Origin of the sequence: Gemella sp. 27098_8_155, from assembly GCF_041433725.1 — a bacterium.
Lineage (GTDB): Bacteria > Bacillota > Bacilli > Staphylococcales > Gemellaceae > Gemella > Gemella haemolysans_D.
In genome coordinates this window covers 1-18197 of the sequence record NZ_JAPWCA010000015.1, presented here as the reverse complement: position 1 = coordinate 18197, position 18197 = coordinate 1, and the positions used below count along the sequence as shown (strand labels likewise).

Here is an 18197-nt window from a genome sequence, read left to right as displayed (position 1 = left end):
TTGAAATTAAATAAGGAGATATTATGAAGATAGATGGTAGAGCGATGGCTCTCTTTAATATCAAAAAAGAAGTATATCTCGTAGCGATTCTTAAACTTGTTGCCTTTTGGTGCTCGCTATTTTTTATCTACAATTTCGTAGATTTTCTATTTTATTCACTGGGTGAAGAGAGTAGAAGCGGTGCTGTATTAGGATTTATTCTAAAAACGGTAGTAGGTTTAGTAGTTTATTACGCAGCTACAACAGGGGATAATTACTTCAGTCACAAAATTTCTAAACAGGTTAGAAATACATTAAGGAAAGAGATTTACAACAAAGTAGAAAAACTTTCACTAAATTACACAGAAGCGGTAAATACTGGTAGTCTTCTTGTGATGAATTCTTCATCGATTGTAAATATTGAGTTTTATTTCAATAAGTTTGTACCGCAGATGTTTGCGACATTATTTATAGTACTTAGCTCGTTTGTGATTTATGGGAAGATTCACATCTTACTATTTATAGCGATGTTATTATTATATCCGCTTATTCCTGTGTCTATTATGATTATTATTAAGAAATCGAAAAAAGCTAATAAAAAGAATTTCAGCGATTTCTTAAGTTTATCAGAGGTATTCTATGATAGATTATCAGGTTTCACAACGGCAAAAATTTATGGTAAAGAAGATAACGTAGCGAGTGATGTTGATACTCGTAGTACAAAATATAGAAAATCAACGATGGCGTTACTTCGTCACCAACTTAATTCTATTAATGTGATGGACGCTATTACTTATATTTCTATTTTTGTTTTATCGATTATTGCTATTTTTGCGGTGAAAGATCAGAAACTTATTGTTTTTGTAATCGTAGCTTCTTTAGAATGCTTCAAACCGTTGCGCGCTTTAGGTGGCTTATTCCATATTTCGATGAAAGGGAATGTTGAGTTAGATAATATCTATAAACTTCTTGATCATCCGGAACAAGAAAAAGATGAAACTATTGAGGTGGAAGCAGGGAAAAATATTGTTCTGAACAACGTTAGCTTCTCTTATGGAGAGGAGACGACTTTAGAAAATATTAATATGATATTTAAGCCTGGTACGAAAACAGCATTAGTAGGAGAAAGTGGAAGTGGTAAGTCTACTATTATCAAACTAATCTTAGGTTTAAATTCTAACTATAGCGGAAGTATAAAATACGACAACTTCAATATCGATAGTATTCCAACTAGAGAGATGGCTAAAATTACGACACTTATTACTAATGATAGTTATCTAGTTAAAGGTACTGTAAGAGAGCATTTAAGTGTTCGTAAAAATATAACTGAAGAAGAAATGTACAACGCATTAGAAAAAGTTAACCTTAGAGATTTCGTGGAAGAACACGGTGGTCTAGATTATGAACTTGCGATAGGGGCTGCGAACCTTTCAGGTGGTCAGAAACAAAGACTACTTGCAGCAAAAGCAATACTAAAAGATTCTTACTTGTATATACTTGATGAAGCTGTATCGAATATTGATGATTACAGTAAAGAAATCGTGCTTAATGCCTTCGATTCAATAAAAGAAGGAAAAATTATCATCGTTATTTCTCATGATTTAGAGACGATAACAAATTCAGATAATATCTATGTTCTAAAAGATAAGAAAATTATCGAAGAAGGAACACATGATGAACTGATTGAAGAAAATTCTCTGTACAGAAAATTATTCACAGATCAACAACAACTGAAATCAAAATTTTTAGCTAAGGAGGTAGAGTAATGACATCATTAAGAGAATTAAAACAACTTTTAGCTATTGCTCAAGAGTTTAAACGTCCATTACTTAGAGCGACTCTATTCGGGAGCTTAGGGCACCTAACGCTTGTTGTATTTACCTACTTCATCTCGTTATTCTTTTTAACGAAAATAACGACAATAGCTGCGATTTTATTTATCGTGATTTTCGCTTTAGCTGTATTAAAAGGGCTATTTAGTTATACTGAGCAACTTTTAAATCACTATGTAGCGTTCAAAGTACTACATGCCTTACGTGTTAAAGTTTTAGAGAAATTCAAACGTATATCTGTCGATAGTTTTACAAAAAACACTTCAGGTGATTATATGACGATGATTACGACTGATATTGAATTATTAGAAGTTTTCTACGCGCACACGATAACACCATTCATGATTTATATCGTGCAAAGTTTAGTAGTTAGTATCTTCTTACTATTCTTTAGCGTGAAACTAGCATTAGTAGCGTTAATAATTTATATCGTAATTGGACTTGTATATCCGTTAAGTTTTAGAAATGTGGGGCAAGATGTTGGTGAAAATTATCGTCGTAAACTGACTCAAGTAAACAACAATTCATCAGAAGAAGCTTATGGAATTTTTGAAACATTACAATATGGAAAAATTGATGAAGCAAAACGTAATATCGATTTGGAAACTGAAGAACTGACAAGAAGTTCATATCTTAAAAACAAATTCTTAGTAGATTTAAATACTCTAAATGTTGTAACTTACAATATCGGGGTGTTGGCATTTATCTACGTGGCATCCTCACTTGATAGTCAGTTCGTAACTGTTTCATTAGTTGCAATGTTTATCGTATCGTTTATTCCTATTTTATACATGGGGAATCTTGCTTCAACATTAAGTCAGACGATGGCTAGTGGAAAGAGATTTTTAGAGCTTATGAATACGCCAGAAGAAGCGAAAAATAGTGGTGTAGTTGTTGATTTTAATGAACTTAAAGTTGATAATTTAACATATCGATACGCTGATAATACTGTAGTGGATAATCTAAGCTTCGAAGTGAAAAAAGGCGAAATTATCGGATTAAGTGGACCTAGTGGATGCGGTAAATCTACAATAGCGAAACTTATTATGAAATTCATCTCAGATGAAAATATGGAAGGTAATATTACTATTGATGGCGTTGAGCTTAGAGACATAGATAATCGTTACTTTAGAGAAAATAGCTCGATAATTTTACAAGATAGTTACTTATTCAATGCAAAAATTAAAGATAATATCACATTCTTCGAAAAAGATTTAGATAAAGAAGAGTTGGATGCATCATTAAGAAAAACAAATCTAAGAGGTTTTGTGGATAACTTGAAACGTCGTGAAAATGAGATCGTTGGTGAGAGAAGTTCGAACATAAGTTCAGGGCAAAAACAACGTTTATCAGTAGCACGTTCATTCTACAATGATAGTAAACTTCTGATTCTTGACGAAGCAACAGCAAATATCGATATCTTCAGTGAAATCGAAGTGCTAAAAGCTTTAGAAGAAAGTAAAAAAGACAAGATAACAATAATAATTTCACACAATAAATCAACATTATCAATATGTGATAAGGTAATTAGATTAGGTGAATAGAAAGAAAAAGGAACTTGGAAATTTCCAAGTTCCTTTTTGCTATTTTGTTAAATTTCTATAGATTTGTTGTTTAGTAAATTGTAGATCATGCTCCTCGGTAGGGCATGGAATATTCTCAAAAAGAATAAATCTTTGGACTGAGTACGTAGTGATAGGTCCTGAGAATGAACGTATTATCTCGGCTGTCGATAAGTTTTCGTTAACTTCAGGATTATTTTCTTTATATGTTTGTAATATAGCTTTGAAATCTATTTTTTCAAATGTTATTTTTAAAGAGTCAATAAGTTGTGCTTTAAAATTTTCATTTGTTAATATTTCTGAGTAGATTATTTTTACAATATCCTTATTTTCTTTTAGGAAAACCATGCGATCTTCTACAGCATAACTGATTAATTCTTCAAGAGATTTAGTATTTTGAGTTCTTTTTAGAAAATTTAAAAATAATTTAGGAATAACAGGGACTATTATTGAATGCAATAAATCTTCTTTAGTTTTAAAGTATTTGAATACTGTTGCTTGACTAACGCCTGCTTCTTTAGCAATTTGAAGCGTAGATGTCCCGTGGTATCCTTGTTTTGCGAATAATTTAATCGCAGCTTCTATTGTTTTTTTCTTACCAGGTGGGAAGGTTTCGTCATGAGATATGCTAAAGTAAGATTTTAAGATATTTTCAGTCATAAGAGTCTCCTATTGTTTTTTTAAACTTTTCTATATCGTTTTAAGCCCAGAATATTAAGAATTATTAGAAGGATGCAAAGTGCAAGTAGAACAACTATATCATTTTTAATCGAAAGAAGATTTTTACCTTCTAAAATTATTTTGCTTAAACCGTCACTAGCGTAGGTAACAGGTAAGATTTTACTAATATAGACAGCTATTTTTCCCATACTTTCAACAGATACAATTCCTGAAAAGAACATTTGTGGAATAACTATTACTGGAATGAACTGCATCATTTGAAATTCTGATTTTGCAACCGTCGAGATTAGTAAACCTAGTGTTAAGGCAACCATTGCTAATAATACATTAATTATTATAACATAAAATGGATTTCCAGCAACTTCAATATTTAGTAAATATACAGATGATAAAGTGACGATAATAGTTTGAATTATGGCTAATGAGCTATAAGATAATACATAGCCTAGTACGATTTCACTTCTTTTTACTGGAGTTGCTAAAAGTCTGTCTAGAGTGGCGCTAGTACGTTCCTTTAATAGCGCCATACCAGAAATTAGAAACACGTAGAAGAATATGATATAAGCAATTAAAGTAGGTGCAACTTTATTGAAAAATGTTGAATCTGCATTACTATAGTTATAATATTCCTTAATTTCAGGTTCTTGTTTATTTTCACCTAATTTAGGATTTACTTTTTTTACAACGTCTATTAAATTTTTTACTTCTGATGTTTTTATAGAATTTTTTAAAATTTGTTGGGCTTGTATAGTTTTTGTAGTGTCTATGTTAGCATGAGTCACCGTGTAGGTATTGTTATCGTAAGAAATTACAGTATCTATCTCGTTATTTTTTAATTTCTCTTCAGCAGCTTCTTTTGATTGATATTCTTCTAGATGAACGTTGTCAATATCTTTCATTACGGAAACCACACTTTGAGGAGTGTTTACAGAAGCAATAGTAATTTCAGAATTTGTGTTTGCTGAAAAGACTATGCTGATCAACCACATTATAAAAATTGGAGCGACGAACATCATAGCTAAAGTTCTTTTATCTCTAAAAAATTCTTTAAATACTCTTTTTGAAATAGTTAAAATTCTCATGTTATTTTTCCTCCACTTTTAAGAATACTTCTTCGATAGTAGTAACATTATTTTTTTCTTTTAGATTTTTTGGTGTGTCGAAGTCTATAATATCTCCACGAAGAAGAAGTCCTACTTTATCGGTAAGTTCTGCTTCGTCCATTACGTGAGTCGTCACAAGGATTCCAACACCGTTATCCCTCTGCTTGAACAATTCTTTCCAAATGTTACGACGAAGGCTAGGGTCTATACCGACTGTAGGTTCATCGAGTATAAGTAACTTGGGGCTACCGATTAGCGCAATAGCGAGTGAAAGTCTTCGTTTCATACCTCCTGAATAATTCGATACTGATTTTTTCAAGTGATCGGTTAGGTCGACTATTTTTGATACATAAGCTATTTCTTCTTTTAGTTGTTTTGAAGGAACACCTTTCATTCTTCCAAAGAACTCTAAATTTTCGTAGCCGGTAAGCATCTCATAAAGGGCATCGCTTTGTGCCATATATCCAATATTAGAAAGAATTTCTCTTTTTGGCATTTTGTTATCTAGAACAAGGGCTTCACCTTTATCCGCTTTTTCCATACCAAGCATTGTTTTTATTAATGTTGATTTTCCAGCTCCTGAAGGACCGATAAGACCGACAATTTCACCTTTTTCTAGGTTGAAATCAATGTTATCAAGGACTGTTTGATCGCCGAATCTTTTTGATAATGAAGTAATTTGTATTAGTTTTTTCATAAGAATTATCTTCCTTTCCGAAGTGAGTAAACACTCACTCTGTGATTAAAAAAAATATAGATAAGATTATTTGGGAGATATTACTTCACCTGATGTTTTAGGACTGCGATTATTAAAGCATAGTTCAAGGTAGGTGTTAAGAAATATCCCATTGTAAATAGATTTCAAATCTCTAGTGAGTAAACACTCACTTTGTAGTTAATATTATAGTAAGTAACTACTCACTTGTCAAGAAGGAAATTTGAAAAATTTGAAAAAGGGGGATGGGAAACAATTAGATAAATATTTCGCTGTTAATATTACTTTTGAGATATTTTCTTAGTAATATAAACTTAGTTTAAAGTGACCTGAGTACAATAGTTAATATATATCATAGGAATGTGATATAATATTTATAAAGTCAGAATAATAAAATATCAACAATAAAGTCAGGAGGAATTTATTATGATAGATGGATTAAATAAAATTTGGAATAAATTTCTTAATTTTTTAGAAGATAAAAAAATTTATAAATCATACGAAGGAGCTTTAGTCTCTGGGGTATGCAGTGGTTTAAGTAAAAGATTTGGAATAAGTGCTAGTTTTTTACGAGTACTATTCTTATTAGCGAGTATTTTCTCATTCGGTAGCCCGATATTGATATATATACTGTTATCGATAATAATGCCGGCAAAACCGATGAAAGAAAATTATAGAAAATCAAGCTACATCGATGGACGTGCTTGGGAAAAGTAATATAAAGAAAAGTTCTAATTGATCAACTGTCAATTAGAACTTTTTGTTTATTTCACTGCATCGATAAATCTAGCTGCTATTTCTTTTGGACGAGTAATAGCTCCACCTACTACTACACTAAAAGCTCCTGCATTATATGCTGCTTTAGCATTCTCAGGGTAGTGGATGCGTCCTTCAGCTATGATTGGAACAGAAATAGTTTCAGATAATTTTTTGATAAGATCTAAGTCTACTTCATTTGGTCTATCTTTTGTATTTTCTGTGTAACCACTTAAGGTAGTTCCTACGAAATCAATACCTATTTTTTCTGCATTTACACCTTCTTCGAAAGTAGCGATATCTGCCATTAAAATAATGTCAGGATATTTAGCTTTGATTTCTGCAACAAAATCATTAATTGTTGTTCCATCAAAACGAGGGCGTAAAGTACAGTCTAGGGCAATGATTTCACAACCTGTTTCTACAAGGGCGTCTACTTCTTTCATAGTTGCTGTGATGAATTGAGACATTCCTTCGTAACTTTGTTTGATAATTCCGATAACAGGTAAGTCTACTGTTTCCTTAATTTGAACTATATCAGTAACACCTTGTGCACGGATACCAACGGCTCCAGCTTCTTTAGCAGCTAGTGCCATAAGTTTCATGATTCCACCTTCTTCAATATAAAGTGGTTCTCCAGGTAATGCTTGACAAGAAACGATGATTCCACCTTTTATTTGGTTTAAGATTTTTTCTTTTTTATCCATAGTTAACTCCAATCAGAGCTTAATCTTTAATGGTTAAGCTGTAGTATTTATAATTTATATATATTTTTACATATTCGAAAATTTTACCATCACCGAAGTAAGTGTACCTATCAAATTCAAAACATGGTTCACCGTCTTTTGCGATAAATTTGGCAATTTCTTCAGGAGTATCAACTATAACATTCATAATTTTTTTAGATTTTTCTTGGTGAATATCTATACGATATTTTTTTCTAATCATAGTAGCCAGCTCTTTGAAACTATCTATATCATTAATATTAACGTCAGGTAAATATTTTATTGGAATATAGTTAGTTTGGTGAGCCCATGCGATATTACCGATATATTTTATACGAGCTACTTTTAGAAGTTTTTGATTTTTTAATTTTAATTTAGAACAAAGTTCTTTATCTTGAATAATCTCAGCTTCGATAACTTCAGAGTGTTCAGATACTGATTCTTTAAAGTGCTTGTGGAAGTTGTTGTTTTCTGTAACTAAAACTTTTTTGTTAACTAATGTTTTATTTACGAAACTTCCTTTACCTTGAACTCTAAAAATATACCCGGCAGACTCTAGTTCATTTAGTACACGCACGGCAGTAGTACTACTAACATTATATATTTCTTTTATTTCTTTTTCTGTATAGAGTTGTTCACCTTCTTTAAAAATACCAGTTTGTATTTTTAAAATGATGTCATTTATAATCTTTTCGTATTTTTTCAAGTTGACTCCTCCTTGATCAATTAATATAAAAATAGACTTATTAAAATTTAATGTGTTAACTTAAATTTATATTATCACTTATCGTGAACTTTGTAAAGAAAAATCTTAATAATATTAGAAAAAATTTAAACGGTTGCATAAGTTGGAGTATTAGAACTAGGGAGATATTGATGAAAGAAACAAAGCCCCTCCTTACTTTTTAGGTAAAGAGGGGATAAGTTTTAATATTTTATTTTTCTACAAATGGGCTGATAGCTCCGTATAGAGCTGCATCGTTTCCTAATTCAGCTGCTAGGAATTTAGTTTGGTTATTTTCGATTGGGTGTAGTTCACGTACTTTAGCTTCAAGTTTGTTTAATAAGTAATCACCTTGAGCAGATACGGCACCACCGATTACGATGTATTTTGGATCTAAGATACATAGTAAGTTAACAATACCACGAGCAAGTTCAAATAACCATTCGTCTAGCACTTTTAATGCGCTAGTATCTTCGCGTTTACAAAGATCGAAGAATTCGATAACGCTTAGGCCTTCGTACATCTCAGCTTTAATTTTTCTATCTAATGCGATAGTAGAAGCACGTTGTTCGTATGTAGTTTTAGTATCGAAATCATAAACAGATTGTCCGATTTCCCCTACACCGAAGTTAGACCCGAAAGGAAGGCTGTTTAAGTAGTAAGCACCACCGATTCCAGTTCCTAAAGCCATACAGAATACTTCATCTAGCCCTTTAGCTCCACCAAGCCATTGTTCACCAAGTAAAGCACAGTTAACGTCGTTGTCAGCATATACTGGAATACCTAGTCTATCTCCAAAGTCACGTTTGAAGTTAGTTCCAAGGTAGTTTTTAATAGTTGGAGCGGCACGGATTACTTCCATGTGTACATTATCGATAACTCCTGCTGCAGAAATTCCTGCTGCAGAGAAGTTGTAAGTTTCACGGATTTTGCTTGCTATTCTGAACATCTCATCAGTAATTTTTACAGTTACGTTGTCAGGTGTTTTGCAAGTTTCGTAGTGAATGATTTTGTAGTTGTCATCAAACACAGCAAATTTTATACTTGTCCCACCAATATCAATTCCTAAATACATATTATACCTACTTTCTAAATAAAGACATATCAATCTTTGATTTTTGTTAATTTTTTTAAATTTCTTTACAACGATATATTACCATAAAAACGGTTTTTTGAAAATAAGTTATTGAAAAAAATATAAGGCATCTGCTATATAAAGTAGTCTACTTGGTGTATAATTAAATCGTAGTTATATAATATAAGGAGAAGAAAATGGATAAAATTATATTTTTAGAGCCTGTATTTTGTGAAAGAATATGGGGAGGACGCAATTTAGAAAGTTTTAATTTTTCTATTCCACAAGGAAATATTGGAGAAGCATGGGTGATTGCAGCTCATGATAATGGAAGTTCAAAAATAATAAATGGACAGCTAGCAGGATTGACACTAAAAGAGGCTTACGAGAAAAAGCCTACGTTATTTACAGAAAAAATTTATGATAAGTTTCCATTATTGATTAAGATCTTAGATGCTAGTGATAATTTGTCGGTTCAAGTGCATCCTGAAGATGACTATGCGCGAGTAAATGAGAATGGAGAGCTAGGTAAGACTGAATGTTGGTATGTGTTAGATGCTAAAGAAGGTGCGAAATTAGTATATGGACATACTGCTAAAACAAAAGAAGAGTTTGATAGTAAGATAGATACGGAACAATGGAATGAATTATTTATTGAGGAAAGTGTAAAAGCAGGGGATTTCTTCTATATTCCAGCGGGGACTCTTCATGCGATTGGAGAAGGAATTTTAATTTATGAAGTGCAACAGAACTCTGATACAACATATAGAGTTTACGATTATGATCGTGTTGATAAAGAGGGAAATGCTCGTGAACTGCATATAGAAAAAACAAAAGATGTAACCAAAGTTCCTTTCGAAAAAGCTACGACAAATCCTAAAGAAGAGAAATTAGAAGGAGCTACTATAACATATTTAGCAGATGAGAAGTATTTTTCTGTTTATAAGATAGATGTTAAAGGTCAGGTTACTCTAGAAAAAACTACTACGGGGAATTTATTCACAGTTCTTGAAGGTAAAGGTAGAGTAGTAATTGATGGAACTAGCTATGATGTAAAAATAGGAGATAGCTTTATTCTAACAACAGCTTGTTCTTCATATACATTAGAAGGAAATATGTTCCTAATCGGAAGCTATGATAGATAGAATGTTCTAAAGAATATGAATCTTAAATTAAAGTGACTGATCCAAAAGTCCTAAAAAAAATTATATAAGAGCGCATAGACGCAGGAATTTACTGATATTTAAAGAAAGTTTTAATATCTAATAAACTTAGCGGGAGTGACTCGATAAATCGATTTCTTTGAAATTATGATTTTTGAGTAGCTCCTTTTTTGTATTTAAAAGTTTAATGTATTAAATAGATGGTGGAAGACTAGACAAATACTAGATAAATAATGTATAAAACAACTCAACAGTAACAATGATTGAATTATATTGTATACAGCCTAAAGGTTAATAGGTAAAAGGGTTTCAAAAAATATTATAATTTTAATTTTTTCTATTGACAAACGATAGAAAACGTTTTACAATATAAGTGTGTTAAAATTTAATGTGTTAAATAAATGCAAAAATTAAAATAATAAAAACAAATAACGGAGGTTATAACAATGAAAGATTTAAAAGGACTTTATTCAGCTTTACTTATTCCATTTGACGAAAATGGTGAGGTTAAAGAAGAGGGGCTAAGACAAGTTATCGAACATAACATCAATGTAAGTAAAATTGATGGTCTATATGTTAACGGAAGTAGTGGGGAGAACTTCTTATTAAACACTGCTCAAAAGAAACAAATTTTTAAATTTGTAAAAGAAGTAGTTGGTGACAGAGTTAAACTTATAGCTCAAGTTGGATCTTTAGATTTAAATGAAGCGGTAGAATTAGCTAAATATGCTACAGAATTAGGATATGACTCATTATCAGCAGTTACTCCATTCTACTACCCTCTATCATTCAACGAAATTAAACACTACTATAAAACAATCATCGATGCAACAGATAACAGCATGATTCTTTACTACATTCCATTCTTAACAGGGGTTAAAATTAGTTTAGATCAATTTGCTGAATTACTAGAAGATGAAAAAGTTATCGGTGTTAAATACACTGCAGCAGACTTCTATCAATTAGAAAGATTCAGAAAACGTTTCCCTAACAAACTTATTTGGTCTGGATTTGATGAAATGTTAGTTCAAGCTGCTATTACTGGAGTAGATGGAGCTATTGGTTCTACATACAATGTTAACGGACAAAGAAGCCAAGAAATCTTCAGACTTGCTAAAGAAGGTAAAGTTGCAGAAGCTTATGAACTTCAACATGAAGCAAACGACGTAATTGAAAAAGTTCTTGAATTAGGATTATACCAAACACTTAAAGAAATTCTTAAAGTTAAAGGAATCGATGCAGGAACTTGTAAAAAACCTATGAAATCATTTGATCCAGCTAAATTAGCTGAAGTTGAAAAATTAGTTAAAGATTATAACCTATAATTTTTAAAAAAATAAGGGGTATATTAGGGATAAGGGACTGACTTGAAAAATCGATTTCTCTGAAATTACGATTTTTTGGGTCGCTCCCAAAATAAGAAGTAAATAAAAATTAGGAGGAGAGTACCATGGACAAAATAGGATTTGGTACACTGAATAGTATAGTTTTAGCAGTTTATCTAATAGCTATGCTAGGTATAGGGGTATATTTCACTAAAAAAGCAGGTGAAAGCACGGACGAATTCTTTAAAGCTGGTGGTAATATTCCATCTTGGGCAGTAGGATTCTCAATTTATGCAACAACATTATCAGCCATTACATTTATGGCGACACCGGAAAAAGCATTTAACGGTGACTGGACATATGCAGCAGGGAATTTTTCAATTATCGCGATTATTCCGATATTAATTCACTACTATGTTCCATTCTTTAGAAAATTAAATGTAACGACAGCCTATGAATATTTAGAAGAACGTTTTAATCCTAGTGTGCGTGTAGTAGGAAGTGTGTTATTCTCACTATTCCATATTGGACGTGTAGCTATCGTTATTTACTTACCAACAGTTGCTATTACATCAGTATCGACACTTAACCCATTCTTAGTGTGTGCGGTTATCGGATTACTTTGTGTAGTTTACTCATTCTTAGGAGGGGTAGAAGGAGTTATCTGGACAGACGTTATCCAAGGTATCATTTTACTTGGAGGAGCTGTTTTAGTAATCATCTTAGGAGCATACCACGTAGGTGGATTTGGACAAATTACTCAAGATGCTTTAGCAAATGGTAAAATTGTAACTGCTGAGAAATTTAATTGGTCATTAACTGCATCTACTATTCCAATCATCTTCATTGGATCAGTATTTAACAGTTTACAACAATATACAGCTTCTCAAGACGTAGTTCAACGTTATAGTACTACTGAATCAGTTAAAGAAACTAATAAATCACTTTGGACTAATGGATTATTAGCATTCATCTCTATTCCAATTTTCTATGGAATGGGAACAGTTCTTTACAGCTTCTACAAAGGTAGCCACGCTGTAACTAAATTACCAGACTTCATGAACGCTGAAGTAGTAGGTAAAGCAGCTAACACAACAGCTTTAGTACCTTACTTCATCTTAACAGCATTACCAGCTGGTATCGCTGGATTAGTTATCGCAGCTATCTTAGCAGCTGCTCAATCAACTATCGCATCAAGTTTAAACTCAATTTCTGCTTGTATCACAGTTGATATTAAACAACGTTTCTTCGGACTAAGTAAAGATGCTAAACAAGACGTTCTATTAGCTCGTGTTATCATTATTGTAGCAGGTGTACTTGGAACAATTGCAGCATTATACTTTGTTAACACTAACCAAAAAGAAACTTGGGATTTATTCCTTAAATATATCGGACTTCTAGGAGTGCCTTTAGCTGGTACATTCGCACTTGGTATCTTTACTAAACGTGCAAACGGAGCAGGAGCACTATTAGGATTATTAGTAGCAGGTGTTGTATGTTGGTATATCCAAGACTATACAACTTATGCTAAACAAAGTCCATTTATCTTCTCAGGATTCTCATTCTTAAGTGCATTAGTATTCGGATATATCTGTAGTTTCTTCTTTAAATCTACAAAAAATATCACTGGACTTACTATTCATACTAAAGATCAAGAATACGTAAAAGAAGCAAAATAATAAGTAAAGACCTTAAATATAATATAACAAACTTACGAAGAACAATCCTCGATATAAAAGTCGAGGATTATTCTTTTTATGATGGTTTATTGGAATCTTGAGATAGTGAGTTAGGATATTGTTTTTCTAAACTTTATTGAGGTATAATTGTATTGAAATATAGGGCCAGGAAGGTGAGAGAATGAAATTAGAGAGAGAACGAGAATTAAATTATAAGGTTAGTATTTTAAAAGATTATGCAGAGATGCAATTATTGTCGATTGAATTTGATGCCATAGATAATTCAAAAATTCATACCGAACTTGTTATGAAAAAAGCTAATAATAAAGGGATAATATTAGAAATTCCAGATTATGAGGAAGTGCCGAGTAGCGAGGTAAATCTTATGAAATATTGTGTTTTAGGTTATAGTTGTGGCTCGCTTCATGTGAGGGGAGATAGAGGAAGAAGTGAAAATAAGCAATCAGCTTCAATATATTTCCCATTTTTAAATAATAATAGTGAGGATGATTTATATTATAATTATGCTTATCAAGATGGGATAGATTTAGTGAATGTTTTTAAGAGGGAGTTTCCGGATTTGCAAGTGACGATTGTTGCTAAAGGTCAGGGGGCTGCTATCGGTATTGTCACAGCTGCCGTTGGTAAAAAAGTCCAAAATTTATTTATTTCTAATGTGCAAAATACAGATTTCAAATTTATTTTTGATAATAATCTTGATGTAGGAGTTTATGATGGTATTCGAGAATATAATCGTAATTATCCTGAAAAAGAGGACTACTTATTAGAGATGTTAGAAAAAATTGATGTGTTAAATTATGCAGAGGATGTTGAAGCGGAGATTTATTTTGGTTATTCGAGTTTAGATGATGAGCGAAATATTGTTATTCATAAAAAGTTAGCTAGTTTATTTAAACGAAAGAAAGTTACAGTTTTTGAGTATGAAGATTTAAATATTCATGAGAAACTAATTGAAGGGTGGATGATAAACTAGGATATGAATTAATAATGGATCTACATATAAAATAAAATCCGAATCTAATAGTTACACAATCGCAAGGGTTAGGCTTGAGATAGTTTGTAACGTAATAGATTCGGATATTTATATTATTTAAGTTTTTCTATTTCTTTAGTTAGTGATTCTTCAGTAACGCCCCCAGCAATTCTAGTTTCAAATGTACCATCACTATTGATTAAAATGTGAGTAGGGAATGAACGAATTGCGTAGTTTATGATGAAGCGGTCGTTAACATCGAAAAGAACAGGATAAGTTGCACCAAGTTCTTTTGCTTTTTTAAGAATTACATCTTTACTTTTATCCTGAGGACTTTGGTTTTTAAATTCTGCATCATTAGGAGAAGTCATTGATAGAAAGACGATATCTTTATTATCTTTATATTTTTGATAAACTTTTTCTAATTCTGGGATTTCTCTCATACAAGGTCCACACCAGCTTGCCCACATGTTAATATAGACTTTTTTACCTTTAAAATCACTAAGTTTTACAGTTTTTCCATCTTTATCCATTGCTGTAAAATCAAAAGCTTGAGTAGCTTTAGTTTCACTAGATGAAGATGTAGAAGTTTGTTTATTTGTCTCTTCTTTCTTTTCAGAAGAGCTTGAGCATGCACTTAAAATAAGAGCACTACTAAGAAGAGTTGCGCTAAGTATTGTCAATTTTTTCATATTAATTTCCTCCAATTCAAATTACAAGTTTAAGAAAAGTATCTAGTTAAAGTGATAAATGATCCACTTAGAATTAGAATACCTATTAAAATAAGGATAATTCCTGAGATAACTTGTGTGTATTTTAGAATGTTTGTATGTTTTTTGAATAGTTCTAATAATTTTGAAGCGAAGAATGCTACAAGGATGAATGGTAAGATAAATCCTAAGCAATAAGCAAGAATTAGAAGAACACTCATTATTCCAGTGTGACTAGATGCATATAAGAAAACACTAGCTAAGATTGGTCCAATACATGGAGTCCAAGAAAAGCTAAAGGTGAATCCCATTAGAAAAGCAAGAATAGGAGTAGTTTTATTTCCTTTTCTCTTAACTTTATTTTTTATTGAAAATTCTTGTTTTAAAAATCCTATTTTGAAGACACCTAGTTGTAATAGTCCCATAAAAATAATTAAGACACCACTAATAATTTGTAAAGTTTTAATGTTTTCGTTTAAGAAAATACTGATAAAACTAGTTGCAAAAGCTAGGATGAAGAAAGTTGAACAAATACCAAGAACGAATGATAGTGTATTTGTAATAGTGTTACGTTTATTAAAGACTAGTTCTCCGTGTTCATTCATTTCTTTTTTTCCGGCAAGAATACCGATATAGATTGGCAATATAGGTATTACGCAAGGAGAAAGAAAAGATAAAAGTCCTTCTAAAAAGACAAGGCCCATCTTTAAGCCCGAACTAGCTGTATTAAAATCTGTCATATAACCTCCCTAAAAATAAAATTTAAAATTACAGATTTACTATATTATAAAAACGTTTCAAATGCAATTAAATTGCTTCATAAAAGAATTAATATTACGATAATAATATAATGTAACAGAGAGTTATCGTTATTGTTACAAAACTGTTACAAGTATTGAAAAAACGATACATTCAACATATAATGGTATTACGTCGAAGTTATAAAGCAATCGAAGTGATTCGAAAGAAAATCTAGACGTTAGAAATTAGACATAAACATTAGAAAATAGAAATTTAAATAGAACTTAGTAGAAAATGAGTCGCTTGACTCGAACTTAATTTTAAGGAGATTAGAATAGATGAGTAAATTACAAAAATTAGTAGCCGCTACGGCAATCGTATCAACAGTAGGTGTTGGTTTATCACAAATCGCTGATGCAGATACATATACAGTAAAAAAAGGTGATACTCTTTGGGATATCGCAATCAACAACGGAACAACTGTTGATCAACTTATGCAAGATAACAACTTAACAAGTTCATTAATTTTCCCTGGGGATAAATTAACTTACAACACAACAGTAGCTCAAGTAGCTCAAGCTAAAGAAGAAGGTTACTACACAGTAGTATTAGGAGATACTTTAGGAAAAATCTCTAATAGATTTGGTGTTTCAGTAGATCAACTTGTTAAATTAAACAACATTGACAATCCTAACTTAATTTATGTTGGAACAGTATTAAAAGTAAGTGAAAACGCAGCAGCTAAAGCTGAAGTAACAGTAGCTAAAGCTGAAAACACTGTGGCTAAAGCAACTGTAGTAGAAAACACTACAGAAAAAACAGTAGCTAAAGTAGACCCAGTTCAAACTGTACCTGCTAAACCAGCAGTAACAGCAGTAGCTACACCAAAAGCAGAAGTTAAAAAAGAAACTCCAGCAGCAGCGCCAAAAACAGAAGTTAAAAAAGAAACTCCAGCAGCAGCGCCAAAAGCAGAGGTTAAAAAAGAAACTCCAGCAGCGGCACCAAAAGCAGAAGTTAAAAAAGAAACTCCAGCAGCAGCGCCAAAAGCAGAAGTTAAGAAAGAAACTCCAGCAGCAGCGCCAAAAGCAGAAGTTAAGAAAGAAACAACAGTAGCAACAGCAGCACCAAGTGTAGCAGCAAAACCAGCAGCACCAGCAGCAGCGGCAACTACTCAAGCGGCTTCTTCAAACAAAGGAGCAGCAATTTACCAAGCAGCATTAGCTCAATTAGGTAGATATCAAGACTGTACAATGCTAGTAACAAACGCTCTTAAAGCAGTAGGAATTAACTTCCACGACTGGCCAATAGGATACATGAGTTTAGGGACTGTAGTTCCAGCATCACAAGCTCAACCTGGAGATTTAATCTATTATGCAAATGGTGGATTAGGAATGGCTCACATCGCAGTTTATGCTGGTAACGGTCAAGCAGTTCACGGTGGATGGTTAGGTAATCAAACGGTACTTAACTCTGCAAACGTAGCTGGTGGAGCAGTATACATCCGCGTTAAATAATTAGAAAATATAATGAAAAGTGATTGGAATTTTCCAGTCGCTTTTTTATTTTATACAGTCTGATTATTCAAATATATGCATTAAGAAATCGGACCGATGGATAGTATCAGTCCGATTAAATTATTCAAATCTGTAAGTAAGAAATAAATTTAAAAATAATTATTCAAAAGTTCCCCAGGTACTAGTTCTTTTAGATCCATCATGAGTTCCTGTAGCTAAGTAATGACGCTCTTTTGAGTAGGATATGTAGCTAATCCAAACAAAACCTTCTTTTATTACATAGCTATCATAGTATACTCGTTCTCCCTTATAATATGTATTAACAATTTTCCCTAGTTTACTTGGTTTAACCCTAACATTTATTGAAGGAACTTCTACGGTGAAATAACCATTTTCAGGGATTCTAGTCCATTCTTCACTAGAATCGTAGCTAGGTCTTATGAATCCAACTAGATAAGTATCATCACGGCTCATGATACGAGCGATACCTCCACGTTCTGGAGTACCATCAACATTTTGTTCTACAGAGGTAATAGTACTACCATTTACCTCAATGACTATTCCTACATGTCCATATTTATCCCAATCTCCCCAATGCCAGATTGCTATGTCTCCAGGAGCTATTTCTGCATCCCCTTTATAATATCTTTTCCAACTAGGAGGTATAGTGTTAGTTAGATAATCTATAGCGTTGCCGTATATTTGAAAGTTTGCAAAGTTTTTTACGTAGGCCATAGTAAGATCGACGCATTGTGCTCCGTACATGCCATCCATGTCAATCCATTTATATACATTATCTTTAGCCCAATTTACCATTGTTTGTTGACTTGTCATAATATTTACTCCCCTTGTTTGTGTTATTTGTTATTAATATCTAGATTTAATTTTGTTTCGATAATACGAGTAAGTTCATTTAAAT

Annotated in this window: 17 protein-coding genes; 8 read left to right on the top strand and 9 right to left on the bottom strand. The window is 32.2% G+C overall.

The window, feature by feature from the left end; all coding sequences use genetic code 11:
• The first annotated feature begins 23 nt into the window (after positions 1 to 23).
• Both O5Y44_RS06830 and O5Y44_RS06825 read left to right on the top strand, forming a co-directional pair.
• Complete coding sequence (locus O5Y44_RS06830; protein WP_371465805.1) at positions 24 to 1745, top strand: ABC transporter ATP-binding protein/permease; 1722 nt, start codon at positions 24 to 26, stop codon at positions 1743 to 1745.
• On the top strand, positions 1745 to 3355 hold the full coding sequence (locus O5Y44_RS06825; protein WP_371465803.1) for an ABC transporter ATP-binding protein: 1611 nt from the start codon (positions 1745 to 1747) through the stop codon (positions 3353 to 3355). Before O5Y44_RS06830 ends, O5Y44_RS06825 begins: the two co-directional genes overlap by 1 nt.
• A gap of 39 nt (positions 3356 to 3394) precedes the next feature.
• On the opposite strand, the gene O5Y44_RS06820 is transcribed toward O5Y44_RS06825, so the two are convergent.
• Genes O5Y44_RS06820 through O5Y44_RS06810 form a run of 3 tightly spaced genes read right to left on the bottom strand, consistent with a single transcriptional unit; the run spans position 3395 to position 5854 of the window.
• Positions 3395 to 4033, bottom strand: coding sequence for a TetR/AcrR family transcriptional regulator (locus O5Y44_RS06820; protein ID WP_371465801.1), 639 nt, complete (start codon positions 4031 to 4033; stop codon positions 3395 to 3397).
• Between the two features lie 20 nt (positions 4034 to 4053).
• Positions 4054 to 5136 carry an ABC transporter permease gene (locus tag O5Y44_RS06815; protein WP_371465799.1) on the bottom strand — a complete coding sequence of 361 codons (1083 nt, stop codon included), beginning with the start codon at positions 5134 to 5136 and terminating at the stop codon, positions 4054 to 4056.
• 1 nt (position 5137) lies between these two features.
• Complete coding sequence (locus tag O5Y44_RS06810) at positions 5138 to 5854, bottom strand: ABC transporter ATP-binding protein (protein ID WP_371465797.1); 717 nt, start codon at positions 5852 to 5854, stop codon at positions 5138 to 5140.
• Between the two features lie 444 nt (positions 5855 to 6298).
• On the opposite strand from O5Y44_RS06810, the gene O5Y44_RS06805 reads away from it, so the two are divergent.
• The gene (locus tag O5Y44_RS06805) at positions 6299 to 6589 is read left to right on the top strand and encodes a PspC domain-containing protein (protein ID WP_271965458.1); all 291 of its coding nucleotides are present in this window, start codon (positions 6299 to 6301) and stop codon (positions 6587 to 6589) included.
• A gap of 47 nt (positions 6590 to 6636) precedes the next feature.
• Here O5Y44_RS06805 and O5Y44_RS06800 read toward each other — a convergent pair whose 3' ends face one another.
• From O5Y44_RS06800 to O5Y44_RS06790, 3 genes are all read right to left on the bottom strand, one after another.
• Positions 6637 to 7335 carry an N-acetylmannosamine-6-phosphate 2-epimerase gene (locus O5Y44_RS06800; protein WP_371465793.1) on the bottom strand — a complete coding sequence of 233 codons (699 nt, stop codon included), beginning with the start codon at positions 7333 to 7335 and terminating at the stop codon, positions 6637 to 6639.
• Positions 7336 to 7354: 19 nt separating this feature from the next.
• Positions 7355 to 8059: a GntR family transcriptional regulator gene (locus O5Y44_RS06795; protein ID WP_271965460.1), complete on the bottom strand. Its 705-nt coding sequence runs from the start codon at positions 8057 to 8059 to the stop codon at positions 7355 to 7357.
• A gap of 229 nt (positions 8060 to 8288) precedes the next feature.
• Positions 8289 to 9152 (bottom strand): ROK family protein, encoded by an 864-nt coding sequence (locus tag O5Y44_RS06790; protein WP_271965461.1) that lies wholly within the window; start codon positions 9150 to 9152, stop codon positions 8289 to 8291.
• Positions 9153 to 9349: 197 nt separating this feature from the next.
• On the opposite strand from O5Y44_RS06790, the gene manA reads away from it, so the two are divergent.
• The 4 genes from manA (at position 9350) to O5Y44_RS06770 (ending at position 14313) form a co-directional block, all read left to right on the top strand.
• Positions 9350 to 10297, top strand: a complete 948-nt coding sequence (gene manA, locus O5Y44_RS06785) for a mannose-6-phosphate isomerase, class I (RefSeq protein ID WP_271987401.1) — start codon at positions 9350 to 9352, stop codon at positions 10295 to 10297.
• A gap of 464 nt (positions 10298 to 10761) precedes the next feature.
• Positions 10762 to 11640 (top strand): N-acetylneuraminate lyase, encoded by an 879-nt coding sequence (locus O5Y44_RS06780; RefSeq protein WP_003147455.1) that lies wholly within the window; start codon positions 10762 to 10764, stop codon positions 11638 to 11640.
• A gap of 125 nt (positions 11641 to 11765) precedes the next feature.
• Complete coding sequence (locus O5Y44_RS06775; RefSeq protein WP_271987403.1) at positions 11766 to 13319, top strand: sodium:solute symporter family protein; 1554 nt, start codon at positions 11766 to 11768, stop codon at positions 13317 to 13319.
• Positions 13320 to 13500: 181 nt separating this feature from the next.
• Positions 13501 to 14313 carry an acetylxylan esterase gene (locus O5Y44_RS06770; protein WP_271987404.1) on the top strand — a complete coding sequence of 271 codons (813 nt, stop codon included), beginning with the start codon at positions 13501 to 13503 and terminating at the stop codon, positions 14311 to 14313.
• A 113-nt stretch (positions 14314 to 14426) separates the two neighbouring features.
• Here O5Y44_RS06770 and O5Y44_RS06765 read toward each other — a convergent pair whose 3' ends face one another.
• The gene (locus tag O5Y44_RS06765; RefSeq protein ID WP_271965466.1) at positions 14427 to 15005 is read right to left on the bottom strand and encodes a TlpA family protein disulfide reductase; all 579 of its coding nucleotides are present in this window, start codon (positions 15003 to 15005) and stop codon (positions 14427 to 14429) included.
• A 29-nt stretch (positions 15006 to 15034) separates the two neighbouring features.
• Positions 15035 to 15763, bottom strand: a complete 729-nt coding sequence (locus O5Y44_RS06760; RefSeq protein WP_271987405.1) for a cytochrome c biogenesis CcdA family protein — start codon at positions 15761 to 15763, stop codon at positions 15035 to 15037.
• Positions 15764 to 16102: 339 nt separating this feature from the next.
• Here O5Y44_RS06760 and O5Y44_RS06755 point away from each other — a divergent pair, with 339 nt between their 5' ends.
• Entirely contained in the window at positions 16103 to 17278 is a 1176-nt protein-coding gene (locus O5Y44_RS06755) for a LysM peptidoglycan-binding domain-containing protein (RefSeq protein ID WP_271987406.1), read from the top strand.
• A gap of 159 nt (positions 17279 to 17437) precedes the next feature.
• Here O5Y44_RS06755 and O5Y44_RS06750 read toward each other — a convergent pair whose 3' ends face one another.
• On the bottom strand, positions 17438 to 18112 hold the full coding sequence (locus O5Y44_RS06750) for a CHAP domain-containing protein (RefSeq protein WP_271987407.1): 675 nt from the start codon (positions 18110 to 18112) through the stop codon (positions 17438 to 17440).
• Positions 18113 to 18197: the final 85 nt, after the last annotated feature.

What these genes read in the sequence shown, in the direction of transcription:
- O5Y44_RS06830 (WP_371465805.1), top strand. Translation starts at nt 24, where the DNA reads ATGAAGATAGATGGTAGAGCGATGGCTCTCTTTAATATCAAAAAAGAA.
- O5Y44_RS06825 (WP_371465803.1), top strand. Translation starts at nt 1,745, where the DNA reads ATGACATCATTAAGAGAATTAAAACAACTTTTAGCTATTGCTCAAGAG.
- O5Y44_RS06820 (WP_371465801.1), bottom strand. Translation starts at nt 4,033, where the DNA reads ATGACTGAAAATATCTTAAAATCTTACTTTAGCATATCTCATGACGAA.
- O5Y44_RS06815 (WP_371465799.1), bottom strand. Translation starts at nt 5,136, where the DNA reads ATGAGAATTTTAACTATTTCAAAAAGAGTATTTAAAGAATTTTTTAGA.
- O5Y44_RS06810 (WP_371465797.1), bottom strand. Translation starts at nt 5,854, where the DNA reads ATGAAAAAACTAATACAAATTACTTCATTATCAAAAAGATTCGGCGAT.
- O5Y44_RS06805 (WP_271965458.1), top strand. Translation starts at nt 6,299, where the DNA reads ATGATAGATGGATTAAATAAAATTTGGAATAAATTTCTTAATTTTTTA.
- O5Y44_RS06800 (WP_371465793.1), bottom strand. Translation starts at nt 7,335, where the DNA reads ATGGATAAAAAAGAAAAAATCTTAAACCAAATAAAAGGTGGAATCATC.
- O5Y44_RS06790 (WP_271965461.1), bottom strand. Translation starts at nt 9,152, where the DNA reads ATGTATTTAGGAATTGATATTGGTGGGACAAGTATAAAATTTGCTGTG.
- manA (WP_271987401.1), top strand. Translation starts at nt 9,350, where the DNA reads ATGGATAAAATTATATTTTTAGAGCCTGTATTTTGTGAAAGAATATGG.
- O5Y44_RS06780 (WP_003147455.1), top strand. Translation starts at nt 10,762, where the DNA reads ATGAAAGATTTAAAAGGACTTTATTCAGCTTTACTTATTCCATTTGAC.
- O5Y44_RS06775 (WP_271987403.1), top strand. Translation starts at nt 11,766, where the DNA reads ATGGACAAAATAGGATTTGGTACACTGAATAGTATAGTTTTAGCAGTT.
- O5Y44_RS06770 (WP_271987404.1), top strand. Translation starts at nt 13,501, where the DNA reads ATGAAATTAGAGAGAGAACGAGAATTAAATTATAAGGTTAGTATTTTA.
- O5Y44_RS06765 (WP_271965466.1), bottom strand. Translation starts at nt 15,005, where the DNA reads ATGAAAAAATTGACAATACTTAGCGCAACTCTTCTTAGTAGTGCTCTT.
- O5Y44_RS06760 (WP_271987405.1), bottom strand. Translation starts at nt 15,763, where the DNA reads ATGACAGATTTTAATACAGCTAGTTCGGGCTTAAAGATGGGCCTTGTC.
- O5Y44_RS06755 (WP_271987406.1), top strand. Translation starts at nt 16,103, where the DNA reads ATGAGTAAATTACAAAAATTAGTAGCCGCTACGGCAATCGTATCAACA.
- O5Y44_RS06750 (WP_271987407.1), bottom strand. Translation starts at nt 18,112, where the DNA reads ATGACAAGTCAACAAACAATGGTAAATTGGGCTAAAGATAATGTATAT.